Origin of the sequence: Nostoc sp. UHCC 0251, from assembly GCF_034932245.1 — a bacterium.
GTDB lineage: Bacteria > Cyanobacteriota > Cyanobacteriia > Cyanobacteriales > Nostocaceae > Nostoc.
The window spans coordinates 1-15,188 of record NZ_JAYGHD010000381.1; the positions used below are offsets into that span (position 1 = coordinate 1).

The 15,188-nt window shown below is 40.2% G+C and carries 8 protein-coding genes; 7 read left to right on the forward strand and 1 reads right to left on the reverse strand.

Translation table 11 applies throughout. From position 1 onward, the window contains the following. The first annotated feature begins 224 nt into the window (after positions 1–224). The 7 genes from VB740_RS31995 (at position 225) to VB740_RS32025 (ending at position 13,260) form a co-directional block, all read left to right on the forward strand. Positions 225–6,188: an AAA family ATPase gene (locus tag VB740_RS31995; protein ID WP_323203850.1), complete on the forward strand. Its 5,964-nt coding sequence runs from the start codon at positions 225–227 to the stop codon at positions 6,186–6,188. Beyond that, positions 6,188–7,726: a response regulator gene (locus tag VB740_RS32000; protein WP_323203851.1), complete on the forward strand. Its 1,539-nt coding sequence runs from the start codon at positions 6,188–6,190 to the stop codon at positions 7,724–7,726. Before VB740_RS31995 ends, VB740_RS32000 begins: the two co-directional genes overlap by 1 nt. A 212-nt stretch (positions 7,727–7,938) precedes the next feature. Further along, complete coding sequence (locus VB740_RS32005; protein ID WP_323203852.1) at positions 7,939–8,199, forward strand: MoaD/ThiS family protein; 261 nt, start codon at positions 7,939–7,941, stop codon at positions 8,197–8,199. Between the two features lie 460 nt (positions 8,200–8,659). Beyond that, positions 8,660–9,355, forward strand: a complete 696-nt coding sequence (locus tag VB740_RS32010) for an NYN domain-containing protein (protein ID WP_323203853.1) — start codon at positions 8,660–8,662, stop codon at positions 9,353–9,355. Positions 9,356–9,531: 176 nt separating this feature from the next. Beyond that, positions 9,532–10,242, forward strand: a complete 711-nt coding sequence (locus VB740_RS32015; RefSeq protein ID WP_323203857.1) for a response regulator transcription factor — start codon at positions 9,532–9,534, stop codon at positions 10,240–10,242. Between the two features lie 5 nt (positions 10,243–10,247). Then, positions 10,248–11,336 (forward strand): HAMP domain-containing sensor histidine kinase, encoded by a 1,089-nt coding sequence (locus tag VB740_RS32020; protein WP_323203854.1) that lies wholly within the window; start codon positions 10,248–10,250, stop codon positions 11,334–11,336. Positions 11,337–12,195: 859 nt separating this feature from the next. Further along, entirely contained in the window at positions 12,196–13,260 is a 1,065-nt protein-coding gene (locus VB740_RS32025; RefSeq protein WP_323203855.1) for a TIR domain-containing protein, read from the forward strand. 106 nt (positions 13,261–13,366) lie between these two features. On the opposite strand, the gene VB740_RS32030 is transcribed toward VB740_RS32025, so the two are convergent. After that, complete coding sequence (locus VB740_RS32030) at positions 13,367–14,896, reverse strand: BamA/TamA family outer membrane protein (protein WP_323203856.1); 1,530 nt, start codon at positions 14,894–14,896, stop codon at positions 13,367–13,369. Positions 14,897–15,188 lie beyond the last annotated feature (292 nt).

Consider the following 15,188-nt stretch of genomic DNA (forward strand, 5'->3'; position numbering starts at 1 on the left):
CAAAATCTTCGGATGGTGCGTTAGCCTACGGCATAACACACCCTACTGAAATATTGTCAGAAATCAAATATGATTCCTATAGTAGCAAATTTATATTTCCAAATGTTGAGGTTTATTTAGGCTTATAGATTTTTTTTGCTGGCTGGGAATGCTAAATAAGCCACCTCGTTGTCCTTTTATTTGACAGTGGTGGATACTGCCCATTACCACTCAGTCGTACAAAAATGATACCTGTCCTTCCCGGTTACAACTTTATTGAAGCTCTGCATGAAGGTGTCAATACTGTTATTTATCGTGCTTCCAAGGAGTTAGATCAAACCCCTGCGATCGTTAAAGCCCTTAAAGCTGAGTATCCCAGCCTCGAAGAGCTAACCCGACTCAGACATGAATATAAAATTTCACAGAGACTAGTAGATATAGAAGGAATTGTCAAGTCTCTAGCTTTAGAAAATCATCATAACGGTCTAGCTCTAATTTTGGCAGACTTTGGTGCAGAATCTCTGAAAAAATATATTAGCGATCGCCAATTATCATTAACCGAATTTCTCACAATAGCCATTCAGCTAGCATCCACTCTCACTCAACTGCATCAAGCCAAGATTATTCATAAAGATATTAAACCTGACAATATCGTTATTAACCCAAAAACTGGGCAAGTTAAAATTATCGACTTCAGTATTGCATCACGTTTAGAAAAAGAAAATCAAAGCATCAGCAATCCTAATTTACTAGAAGGCACTCTCGCCTACATGTCACCGGAGCAAACCGGACGAATGAATCGGTCAATTGATTACCGTACCGACTTCTATTCTTTAGGCGTTACTTTTTATGAAATGCTGACAGGTTCGCTGCCCTTTAATGCCGCTGACTCTCTGGAATTTGTTCATTGTCATATTGCCAAAACACCAATAGCGCCTCAAGAGTTCAATCCCAAAATTCCTTCAGCGGTTTCTGACATTGTAATGAAATTGTTAGCGAAAACTGCTGAAGATAGATATCAAAGCTCTCTAGGACTAAAAGCCGATTTAGAAACCTGTCTCGCTCAGTTGCAGACGGATGGCGAGATTTCCCATTTTATTGTCGGTCAGCTAGATTCATACAGCCAATTCTCTATCCCACAAAAACTCTACGGACGGGAAGTAGAAGTTGCTACTTTGTTAGAAGCATTCGATCGCGTCAGTTCTGGTAGTACAGAAATGATGCTAGTTTCTGGTTACTCAGGTATCGGTAAATCGTGCTTAGTTTACGAAGTTCACAAACCGATTGTGCGCCAGCGGGGTTATTTTATCTCCGGTAAATTTGACCAGTTCAAGCGGAATATTCCTTTTGCTTCTCTAATTCAAGCATTCCAAGATTTGATGCGGCAATTGCTAACAGAAACCGATGAGCAAATCGCCGTTTGGAAATCAAAATTAATAGATGCTCTTGGTTCCAATGCTCAAGTGATTATAGACGTTATTCCCGAATTAGAACGGATTATTGGCCCGCAGCCAGCAGTTCCTCAATTAGGAGCGTCAGAATCACAAAACCGATTTAATCGGGTGTTTCAACAATTCATTCATGTATTTAGTCAACCCGAACACCCGCTAGTTTTGTTTCTGGATGATTTACAGTGGGCGGATTCAGCTTCCCTCAAGCTTATCCAGTTAATTATGACCGACCCAGATAGCCAATATTTATTGTTAATTGGTGCATATCGAGATAACGAAGTAAGTGCCACTCATCCTTTAATTCAGACCTTGGAGGAGATTCAAAATACTGGTGCGATCGTAAATAACATTATCCTCCAGCTTTTGGATATCGCTCATGTCAACCAGTTAGTAGCCGATACTCTTCGTAGTGAAGTTTTAAAGGTAAAGCCGCTAGCTGAGTTAGTTTTTACAAAAACCCAAGGCAATCCCTTTTTCTTAACTCAGTTACTCAAATCCCTTTATCATGATAACTTATTATCCTTTGACTTTGAACGCAGTTTTTGGCAATGGAATATTGAGTTTATTCAAAGAGTTAATATAACTGATAATGTCGTTGAATTGATGGTCAGTCAAATTCAAAAGCTATCTGAAAAAACCCAGAGTGTATTAAAGTTTGCTGCCTGCATTGGAGACAAATTTACTTTAGATATGTTGGCGATTATTAATAAAACATCTCAGTCAGAAACAGCAGTAGATTTGTGGGAAGCTCTGCAATCAGGTTTGGTTCTACCCCTCAACAATTCCTACAAAACACCGCTTGTTTTCGACTCAGAAGAAATGGAGACTGAGAACAGGCGATCGCCCATCACTCATCACCCATCACCCATTACCTATAAGTTCTTACACGATCGGGTGCAGCAAGCGTCTTATTCTCTCATTCCAGATGACCAGAAAAAACAGACTCATCTAAAAATTGGTGAATTGCTACTAATACATACCTCAGAAACGGATATTGAAGAAAACATTTTTGAAATTGTCAACCAACTGAATATTGGTGCTGAATTCATTACCCAACAGCCTCAAAAAGATAGACTAGCTCAACTCAATCTTATAGCTGGACAGAAAGCAAAAGCAGCAACAGCGTATGAATCATCTGTTAAATATTTAAATGTAGGTTTGGAACTTCTTACAGCACATAGTTGGCAGTGTCAGTATGACATGACACTCAATTTCTATGTAGAAACAGCAGCAGTAGAATTTCTCAACACTAACTTCGAGCGAGCAGAAATGCTTTCTGATGTAGTTTTATCACAGGCAAAAACCCTGCTCGATCGAGTCCAGGTATACGAGACAAAAATGCAGTTTTATATTGCTAAAAACCAAATGCAAGCTGCGTTAAATACCGGATTGCAAGTGCTAAAAATGCTAGGGTTGCCTTTATCAGAAAAACCCCCGATGAGACTGACCAGATTGAATTTAGGAGGAAAACAGATTGAGGATTTAATAGAGTTGCCAGAAATGACTGATGTTTATAAATTAGCTGCACTGCGAGTCTTAATCAATCTGATTCCCCCAGTTTATATTGCAGCACCCGAACTTTATCCCCAGGTCGTTTTTAAAATGACCAATCTATGTCTCAAAGATGGAAACTCTCCTCTGTCAGCTTATGCGTATGTACTTTATGGAATGTTCCTATGTGGCGCTTTTGAAGACATGGATTCTGGCTATCAATTTGGTCAGCTAGGCTTAAAGCTGTTAAATCAATTCAATGCTAAGGAAATGACGGCGAAAATATATGAAACATTTAATTATTTTATCAGGCATTGGAAAGAACCAGCTATTAATACTATAGAACCGTTAATTGAAGGTGTCCAAAGAGGGCTGGAAACAGGAGATTTAGAATATGCTTCCTATTCGGCTTGTTTTTATTGTACGCATTTATTTTTTATCGGTGAAAATCTAGAAATAGCTCTCCAGAAACAGGCGCATTATATTGCTTTAATGCAAAGGACTAAACAAGAATTTCAAATTATCTATGCTCAGATAGTTCGGCAAACAGGTTTGAATTTAATTAAGAAAACATCGGAACCATATCGATTAATTGGCGAAAGTTTTGATGAAAATAAAATGTTGCCAATTCTGATAAATAGCAATAATTATATGGCTATTTATCCTATCTATGTTTCTAAACTGATTCTAGGTTATTTATTTAAAAATTACGATCGCGCTGCTGAGGATGCCTTGCTGGCAGAAAAATACGAACAAGGTGGACGAGCGTTGATGTACAAAGCCGAACACAAGTTCTACTCTTCTTTAACTCTCCTAGCTTTGTATCCCAGTGCATCAAAAAGCGAGCGCCAACAATATTTCAGCCAAGTAGTAGCGCAGCAGAAAAAAATGAAGCAATGGGCTTTGCATTCTCCTGCCAACTATCAGCATAAATACGATTTAGTGGAAGCAGAAAAAGCACGAGTATTGCAACAAGATGCCAAAGCGATCGCGTTTTATGACCGAGCCATAACTGGAGCCAGAGAACATGGATATATTCAGGAAGAAGCCCTAGCGTCAGAACTAGCAGCAGAGTTCTATTTTGCTTGTGGCAGAGAGAAAGTTGCTAATACCTATCTCAACGATGCCTACTATGGATATGTTTGTTGGGGAGCGAAGGCAAAAGTCAAAGACTTAGAAAAAAGATATCCTCAACTATTTCGGATATCAAAGCGAGAAACCGTTAGTACAAACGTGACTCAGATAATTAACTCTACGGGTGAAAGTGCTTCAGACTCGCTGGATTTAGCCACAGTTATGAAAGCATCTCAAGCTCTTTCTGGAGAAATAGTTTTGAGCAATTTGCTAACTAAATTAATGACCATTGTGCTAGAAAATGCTGGCGCTCAAACAGGCTACTTAATTTTAGAAAAATCAGGAGACTTGCTAATAGAAGCATCAGGAGCAGTAGATAAAACTGATGTAACTGTATTACAAGGAATCCCAGTATCAACCAGTCAGCAGCTACCAATTTCACTGATTAACTATGTAGCCCGAACTAAAGAAAATGTTGTCCTCAATAATGCAACTCGTGAAGGAACGTTTACCACAGATACGTACATTGTCAACCATAAACCTAAATCGGTTTTATGTACACCACTCATCCATCAAGGAAAACTTAGTGGCATTCTTTATTTAGAAAATAATCTTACTATTGGCGCATTTACATCAGATCGCTTAGAAGTATTACAACTGTTATCTTCTCAAGCGGCGATTTCCATTGAAAATGCTCGTCTTTATAAAGACTTAAAATTAGCCAACACTAACTTAGAAGCTAAAGTACAAGAGCGAACTTTAGAGTTACAGGAAAAAAATGTGCATCTGCAAAAAGCAGAAGAAATCGCCCAATCAGCCAACCGTGCTAAAAGTGATTTTCTTGCCAACATGAGCCATGAACTGAGAACACCACTTAATGGCATTTTGGGTTATGCCCAAATCCTCAAGCGTGAAAAAAGTTTAACTAACTCACAAAAAGATGGTGTGAATATTATTCATCAGTGTGGCGACCACCTCTTGAATCTGATTAATGACATTTTAGACCTCTCTAAAATTGAAGCGAGAAAAATGGAACTCCACCTAACGGATTTTCATTTCCTAGATTTTCTCGAAGGCATTGCCGAAATCTGCCGTATCCGCGCCGAACAAAAAGGTATTTGCTTAATTTTTGAACAAATTACTCAACTTCCTATAGGTGTCAAGGCTGATGAAAAACGTTTGCGACAAGCTTTGATTAACTTACTAGGTAATGCCGTTAAGTTTACTGAAACTGGAGGCGTGGCTTTCAAAGTCGGCTATCAGGAAGGTAAAATTCGGTTTCAGGTGGAAGATACAGGAATTGGCATGGCACCAGAACAATTAGAAGAGATATTTTTGCCATTCCAGCAGGTAGGAGAACACAATCGCAAAGCAGAAGGAACGGGATTAGGACTGGCAATTACCCGCCAATTAGTTCAGATGATGGGTGGCGAAATCCAGGTAAAGAGTAACTTAGGAAAAGGGAGCATTTTCTTCTTTGATTTAGATTTACCCGAAGTTTCTAAATACGCTGATGTTATCAAAAAAGAGCAACGAAATATCCAAAGTTTTAAAGGCGATAAGCGGAAAGTTATCGTGGCAGATGATAGAGCAGAAAATCGGGCAATTTTGGTCAAGATGCTATCGCCTTTAGGGTTTGACATGATCGAAGCAGTAGATGGTCAAGATTGTCTCAATAAGGCATTTGAATTAAATCCAGATTGTATTTTAATGGACTTGATGATGCCTCAAATGAATGGCTTTGAAACTACTCGTCGCATTCGGCGATCGCCTGAGCTAAAGAATGCGATCGTGATTGGCACTTCTGCCAGCGTTTTTGATTTCGATCTCAACAAAAGTAAGGAGGCGGGTTGCAATGATTTTCTACCTAAGCCCATCCGCATAACAGAGCTTTTAGAAAAGTTACAGGATCACTTAAAACTGGAATGGATTTATGAAGATGGTGAAAAAGTATCTAAAGGTAATCAAGTAGAAAATTCTCAGCAATCATTGGTAGCTCCCTCCGCAGACGAAATTACAATTCTATTGAATTTGGCAATGAAAGGCGATCTCAAAGGTATTGTAGAGCGAGTTAATCAATTGGAAGAATTGGATGTGAAATATGCGCCTTTTTCTCTAGAGTTGCGTCAATTAGCTAAAGGTTTTCAAGTTAAAAAAATCCGTGAAGTTTTAAAAAATATAGGAGCAAATTAATGAGTCTTTCCAACATCGAAAATGGCATTATCTTAATCGTTGATGACAACCCGACAAATTTAGGAGTGTTATTCGATTTTTTGGCTGATTCTGGCTTCCAAGTTTTAGTAGCGCAGGATGGCGAGGATGCAATTGAACAGGTCGAATATGCTCTTCCCGATCTAATTTTGTTAGATGTACTCATGCCTGGTATGGATGGGTTTGAAACTTGCCAGCATTTTAAAGCTCAAGAATCAACTAAAGACATCCCCGTAATTTTTATGACGGCGCTTTCTGAAACAGTGGATAAGGTCAGAGGTTTGAATCTTGGGGCGGTGGATTACATCACTAAGCCGCTTCAGCATGAAGAGGTTTTAGCCCGTGTCAAAATCCATTTAAGCATCCGAAATCTGACGAAGAGACTGCAAGAGCAAAATGTGCATCTAGAGCAGGAGATTCAAGAAAGAACTAAGGCAGAGAACGCCCTCTTAAAACTGACATCTGAGTTAGAAGAACGGGTGGAAGAAAGGACATCTGCACTTGAGCAATCTAATCAGCTACTGCAACAGGAAATCCAAGAGCGTATTTGTACAGAACAAGCATTGCAAGAATCAGAAGCACGCTATCGAGAACAAGCCAATCGGCTAGAACTTGCCTTTCGCCAACTTCAAGAAACTCAAAGCCAACTGGTTCATAGTGAAAAAATGTCCAGTCTGGGACAATTGGTGGCAGGTGTCGCCCATGAAATTAACAATCCTGTCAACTTTATCTATGGAAATCTGACTCACGCCTATCAATATACCCAAGACTTGCTCAACCTTTTGAACCTCTATGCCAAGTCCACTCCCTCACCACTACCTGAAATTCAACAACTGGCTGAGGCGATAGATTTAGAATTTTTGAGTGAAGATCTGCCCAAATTACTGAGTTCGATGAAAGTTGGGGCTGACCGCATCCGCGAAATTATTCAGTCGTTACGAATTTTTTCCCGCGTAGATGAAGCCCAAATGAAGTCAGTGGATATTCATGCAGGGCTAGATAGCACGCTGCTGATTTTGCACAATCGCTTTAAAGGCAGCTCTAATCAACTAGGAATTCAACTCGTTAAAGAGTATGGCGACCTACCTCTTGTGGAGTGTTATGCAGGACAACTCAACCAAGTGTTTATGAATCTACTGGCGAATGCAATTGATGCTTTGGAGGAGTATGATAAACAGCGATCGCCCCAAGAAATTTACTTTTGCCGCAGCACGATTCGGATTCGCACCGAAGTAACTGACAATGAGTTTGTGACTATTTGGATTGGCGATACTGGCCCCGGTATGACAGAGGAAGTACGCGATCGCTTATTTGACCCCTTCTTTACAACAAAACCCGTAGGTAGAGGGACGGGTTTAGGCTTGTCGATTAGCCAGGAAATTATTGTTTCTAAACATGGTGGTCAAATAACGTGTATCTCAGCACCCGGCCAGGGAACAGAGTTTATGATTAAAATTCCGATGCGATCGCACCCTCTAGAATTGGCTTTGGCGACACCGTGTCATTTTGGCTGCGATTAGTTTGATTAGAAAGCTGAACTTGAGAGGGATAAAGCATAACCTGCTCCCGAATGGCACTCTACTCAGTTGCGCCATGCAGAGGTTAAATCTTAAGCAATTTTTGTCGCTATCAACTTGTAAAATTATGTACCTAGTAATGTATAATTAAGCCCAAGAGTTCAGGGTACTTATCAAGTATTAAACTACTTGCTGGTACTGCTAAAGCATGTTTTATGTCTAAATCTGCAATCACCGTTACCGTCAAATTGTTTGCTGCTTATCAAGAAGCCTTTAGGGCTTCGGAACTGGTGCTGGAATTTCCCAATAGTATGCCAGTCAAAGCAGTATGCGATCGCCTCATAGCTGAACACCCCGAACTCTCACAATGGCGCGACATCACCCGCTTTGGGATTAATCTGATATTTGTCGAACCAGATACCCTACTGCAAGATGGGGATGAAGTCGTGCTGATTCCACCAGTCAGCGGTGGGTAGCAAAATATTTATGAGTCATGAGTTAGGAGTGATGAATCAAAGTTTCAAAACTTCTAACTCTACCAGTATTTGAGCGCCCTTAGCCTGCGGTAAATTCCATTAAAATACAGAGATAGAGTCAACTGCCCCACCCACAAGGGGATGCGGTTTTACGCACGATCAATAAAAATAGATAAATGGCATTGGCATAGCCCATCTCAGGCATGGCGGATTTTTGCCTCTACGCTTACAGGAAGATTTATTTTCTCCAAACTCTTGCTGTCTCGGTGGGTAAAGATTAACATATCTGTGGACACAGGTAATAACAGTGAAAACCCTTCGGCTGTCTACTTTGAATCCTATTGAGTGCCAGTTAAGTTTATCTGCATGTAGTGATTTAAGATAGGGTTATAAATCAGCACAGACTATAGTATAGACAATTTACTCAAAACTCTTTTCAGTTTTAAATTCAGAGGTATCAATGATTATAACTAATTTTAGTAAACAAAGAAATGAATTTAAAGAACCTAAAGTACTCAAAACTAAACCACATTGGCAAGGCCAAAATTTGAACGATACTACTGTCAAAGGTAAAGACACCAAGATGCGAGATCCTGCACCTGATAGTTCGATTTTAAATAGCTTAAATCGTGGTCGAGTTGCTATTTTTATTGATGGCTTAAGCCTATTTCATACAGCTTTACAACTCGGCATCGAAATTGATTACGTTAAATTGCTTTGTCATTTAACTAACGGTTCAAGGCTGTTGCGTGCTTTCTTCTATACTGGGGTTGATATCAGCAATGAAAAGCAACAGGGCTTTCTATTGTGGATGCGTCGTAATGGCTATCGTGTAGTAGCTAAAGATATCATGCAACCAGTAGAGAATTTCAAAAAATCAAATCTGAACGTAGAAATCGCTGTAGATATGATAACTTTAGCTCCTTATTATGATACTGCGGTTTTAGTCAGTGGAGATGGGGATTTAGCCTATGCTGTGAACGCTGTCAGCAGAATGGGGGTTCGGGTGGAGGTGGTGAGTCTACAAACTACCACCAGTGAAAGCTTGATTGATGTTGCTGACTGCTTCATTGACCTCGATAGTATTAAAGCACACATTCAAAAAGATTCTAATGTTGGCTATAGTTATCGCACGCCGTCAAATTCAAACCTTTAAAACTTCATTTCAAATGTATCGAAATCTATACTGAGTTATTGCAAGCCTGTAGATGGTTTACCAGGTTGGGTGGGGTTTGAATCTCCATCCATACTTGTCACAGTCGCCAATACTGTGGCGGAAGTTTGCCTAACTTTAACAAGGGAATTTTGGCCCAAGTCTTGTTATTAATTGAAATGGATATTTTAATCGTTGAAGATGAACCAGAAATTGCTCATTTAATCCAACTTTCTTTAGAAAAAGAAGGGTTTTTTTGTCGCATTAGCCGCGATGGCATGAATGCTTTGCAGATGTTTCAAGAGCAACCACCTGACTTAATCATTCTAGATTTAATGATTCCTGGTTTGGATGGGTTGGAAGTTTGTGCCAGAATTCGCCAGAAACCAGGTGTAAAAGATCCTTACATTTTAATGCTCACGGCTAAGGGTGAGGAAATCGATCGCGTTATTGGTTTGTCTACTGGTGCTGATGATTACATGGTCAAACCCTTTAGCCCTAGAGAGTTGGTAGCTAGAGTACGGGCGCTATTACGGCGTAGCCTCCGGCAAGGGGGACAACATCAAGTCAATCGTACCCAACACTTTATTGTCGATGTAGACCAGCGCACTGCCAGTCGTCAGATGAATTCTCAGGAGGTTGAAGTTTTGGATTTAACTACCCTAGAATTTAACTTGCTAACTACCTTTGTCAGCAATCCTGGTCGAGTTTGGAACCGCACTCAACTAATTGATAAACTTTGGGGAGATAACTTTTTTGGCGATGAACGAGTGGTCGATACTCATGTAGCTAGGTTGCGAAAAAAGATTGAGCCTGATTCAGCAAATCCTACTTTTATTAAAACTGTTGTTGGGGTTGGCTATAAATTTGAAGATCCTTTAGTAGCGTAAATGTTATGAAAATGGGGCTGAGAGAGCGCCTATTTTTCTCCCACTTAGTAGTAATGATTGTGGGGGTAGCTAGTTTAGTGAGCATCAGCAAAATTTCTTCCCCCCGCTTGTTTGTACTGCATTTGGAACGGCTAGAAAGTGAGGGGTTTAACTTAATCGATGTCCGTACTAAATTGGTTACAGGATTTGAGTTTGCTTGGCAGCGAAGCACTATTTGGTCAGTCTTATTTGGTAGCACCGCAGCCGGAGGATTGAGTTACTGGGTGTCCAGGCGGATTATGCAGCGGTTGACCGAGATGGAACAAATTACCCAAAAATTTGCTGCTGGTCAAATGGATGCACGACTACCTATGTCTGACATTCCAGAACTTAATGCACTAGGTGCTAGTTTCAACCGGATGGCAGCCAGTTTAGAAGGGGTAGAAGCGCGGCGACGAGAAGTGATTGGAGACATGACCCATGAACTACGAACACCTTTAACAGTTGTGCGCGGTTACTTGGAAGAACTGGCTGATGGAGAAATTGAAGCGTCTCCTGAGATTTATCGGCGTTTAGCTAAAGAAACTAGGCGCTTAGAGCGGTTGGTAAACGATTTACAAGAATTATCTAAGGCAGAAGCTGGTTATTTACCAATTAATATACAACGGGTAAATCTGCGTCCGTTGTTAGAGTCATTAGTGGAGAAATTTACTGACCAGTTGTTGGAAGATGGGCCAGTTCTACTCTTACAATGTCCATCTGTGCTGCCCCCTGTATTGGCAGATATTGACCGTGTAGAACAGGTCTTGGTTAATTTGCTAGGTAATGCAGTGCGTTATACAAATGAAGGTTCAATTACTATTCGGGTTGGGACTGAAGCATCTCAACTCTGGATTGCGGTTATAGATACAGGCATTGGTATCACTCCAGAAAATTTGCCCCATGTGTTTGAGCGTTTCTGGAGAGCCGACCAATCACGCGATCGCCATTCGGGAGGCACTGGTATTGGTTTAACTATTTCCCGTCGTTTGATTGAACTACAAAATGGTCATATTCAGGTAGAAAGCGAATTGGGAGTTGGCAGTACGTTTCGGTTTTTTCTGCCTTTGGCTTAAGTTGAGCCAAACCCCTGAGAGACAAGGGATTGACATAAGGTAGCCACGGCTGTGTCATACCTAATTGCTAATTTGAAAGTATCCAAATTCTTTATTTTTTGATAGATGCCGAGATTTTGGATATACATAAAGTATAAAATTATGTTTACTTTTGTTCTGGCTGCTTTTTTGGTTAGTTTACTCAGTGCTTCGGGTTACGCTGCGATCGCCTATTTGTTCCCTCAAAATCGTTCGCAAGACTGAGCAATTCACACTCTATTGCTATTTTTACTTTACCCAGTTTCAATCCCTAATAGGGATTTTAATGAATTGCAATTCTTATACCCAGCAGAATGCAGTATTAGCCACGTTTCAATCCCTAATACAATACGGTTCAGTTAAGGCTAAAATATAAAACTGGTGTAGGTTGGGTTGAGGAACGAAACCCAACATTATCAAGGCCTTGTTGGGTTTCACTTTTTACCCCTACGGGGAAGCAAGCTATAACCCAACCTACGATTCTTCTTAACTGAACCGTATTGAATTAAAGAAGGGTTTCACCGTGTAACTTATTTGAGGAGCTATGGATTGTATTTTAAACAAGATTTTCGGGTAAAATTTATAGATTTCAGCGAAGAATAGTATTAGTACGTTAAAAATAAGCGATTTTAGAGTAAATTTGTATATAATGCTTTGATATTGACGATATACACAAATTTTATTGCTATAATTTTCGATATTATTGTCAAGTAAAAAATGATTCTTTTACAAGCTAATTTTATTCTATCTAACCAACGAAAATTACGGTATATCTAAACACAGATTTTACTTATAAAAACTGTATTTAGGCTTACTACATAATTAATATGGAGAAACAAAGATGCGATACGATGTGTTTATTTCACACGCAAGCGAAGATAAAAACGATGTTGTTCTCCCGTTAGCTGCCTTGCTACGCGAACATGGTTTAGAAGTGTGGGTAGATTCATTTGTACTGAAGATTGGAGATAGTCTCAGAAGGAAAATTGACCAGGGACTAAACGAATCAAAATTTGGAATTGTAATTCTCAGTTCAAATTTCTTCGCTAAAGAATGGCCAAAAAAAGAACTAGACGCTCTTGTATTGCGTGAAGATGGTACGGACAAAGTTATCCTCCCGATATTGCATAATATAACTCACAGTGAAGTTCGCGCTCATTCTCCGTTATTAGCTGATAAGCTTGCGGCATCAACGCAAATAGGGCTTGATATTGTCGCAAACCAGATTCTGGATGTTGTTTTGAGTGATGACAAGTCATCCATGAACAATTATCACCGTAGAACTGTAATCGGAATATCTGGAGCAAGCTGTTCGGGTAAAACTTGGCTATCGAAGAAACTTAAGCAAATACGTCCAAATTCTGTAACTTTGTTTGACTTGGATAGCTACTACAAGAACCATTCTTACGTCTCTACACTTGAACACAGGTACGATAACCCTTTGGCAATGAATTTTGAAGATGCTCTTGTTGATCTTACGTTGTTAAAAACAGGTCAAGAAGTTCGAGTTCCAGTTTATGACTACGAAACCCATCAGGTAAGTGACGAGAAGGTTTGTAAACCAAATCCATTAATTGTGGTTGAAGGAATATTTGTGTTTGCAAATCAGCGTCTTATGAAAGAATTAGATATAAAAGTCTGGGTAGATGCTGGCGAGAATATTCGTTTTAAAAGAAGAATGGAGCGAGATATACGAGAAAGAGGGCGAGATTGGCAACAGGTTATTGATCAATATGATAAGGACGTTACACCTGGTTATCATAGGTATATCGAACCATTGAAACAATTTGCCGATATAATTTATGAAAATAATAGTAAAGACATAGATAAGCAGCCAATGATTATAGAATTGCTTTTGTCTTTTATTGATAAGAATACTGCTAGTCGTAGCAAACTGCAAACATAAACATTTCAAACCGCAAACAAGGCAATTGTCGGTGGAACAATGAACCAGAAGGGATTGGAAAGAGAAGATTTAAACGCAAAGGAACGCAAAGCAAAAACTAATGGGGTTAAAATCGCTGACCTGTAGTAACTTCAAATCTAACTTCTCCTTGGTCGCTAATTCCTAAATCGCCTCGAATCAGCCCAAAGGATGAATTGAGCCGCAATCCTAAGCCATAACCAAAGCCACTTCCAGGCTTGTCTCGCAGCACTCCTGGTTCTCCTAGCACGGTTTCGCTAGACCCAAAATCTGAGGCCAGGTCAGTAAAGAGAACTCCCCCGATTGACTCCAAAACTGGGAAACGATATTCCACGGAAGCTAAACCATAACTCCGACCACTGGCAACTTTACCATAACCGTAACCTCTGACAGAATCTAGTCCACCAATATTAAAAGCATCCGCTGGTGGAAAGTTTCCAATAGTTGTGCCAATTTGTAAATTAATAGCCAACATTTCTGGGTTTTCGGTTGATTTACCATTACCTATCCAACTGACTGGTAAATATTGAATATAGTCTCCCTGTAGGCGATTGCTGGAAATATTGCCCAGTCCAATGGGAATCGCTTGCTCTGTGCTGAGGGTAAGAATTGATCCTTGAGTGGGATTGTCTCGGCGATCGCGTTGATCTCTAGATATAGCGAATGATACTGTAAATAGATCATCAATGCCAGTACCGCTGACAGATAGGGGACTACCTAATCTATCCACCTGTGCAACGTTATATTCTCGATCGCGTAGGCTAATCCTGGTATAGTTGAGAGCTACTGATGTATCCCAGTCATCGAAAGCTCCTAAAATTCCCACAGAACCGCCAAACCTTCCCTCCCGTACTTTGTTGCCGTTAGACAATCTGATATCTTCGTTGAAGGTTCCCGATATATTTCGACTCCGAAAACCTCTAATGCTATAGCCTAAGCGGTTTGGTTCTCCAGGACGATAAGGGCTAGTGAATTGACCATTAAGCTGGACATCTTTAGTGCTGAACTGCACAGTTGTATCTAATTTATCGTTAAGACCGCTGATATTTGCATCTTTATAACCCACTCGGCCATATAGTCCAACCTCATCGTTATATCCGCCTCCTAAGATTAAAGAAGGGAAGGTGCGTTCTTTGATTTGATAAATGATATTAACGCTAGAAACATCTTCTTCGCGATAAACATTGACTTGATTAAATGACTCTAATCTCCTCAATCGTTGCAAGTCTGCTTGAAGTAAATCCTCACGGAATACCTGACCAGGTTTGAGTCTTAGCAGACCAATGATAAAATCTGTCTGAGTCCGCCCTTTGATGGGTTGACCATTGTCATCGAGCAACTCATCTTGATCGTTAATAAAACGAATCTGGATGTCTTTGACAACTTTTTGGGAAAATTCAAGCGTCTGGCTATCTCCTGAAGTCGCTCCTACATAATCACCATATTTGGCATACTCTCCCTCTATAGGAATCGTAGCTTCGGGCGACACAATACTACTAGACCCATCCTGAGTAGAAGATTGCGAGTCTGCAAGGGCCTCTGGATTTTTCCCACCCACTAACATTACTGCGATGCCTACGGCGGCAAGCAACGCAACTACAGTTCTCTGAACTCGCATATTAAAAATCCGTCAGTGTTATTAAGTTTACGACATAGAGCAGATATATTGTGCGTAAGTTCTCTATCAACCTTGCTATTAGGCGTCTCAAAAGCCGATTGCTTATTTCGCCAGTACTCAGTATAAACTCTCAGACTTTCCAGTTGCGATGACCTCCGGTCGGTCGGAGACCATCGCCTCCGGTGGGCGTTATACCATTTCACGAAAAATTTGATGCAGATGTAAACCCTGAAAGACTTGCTGCATCTAAGTTTTTTAATTGCGTAAAGCCTGCGGCATGGCTGCGCTTAGA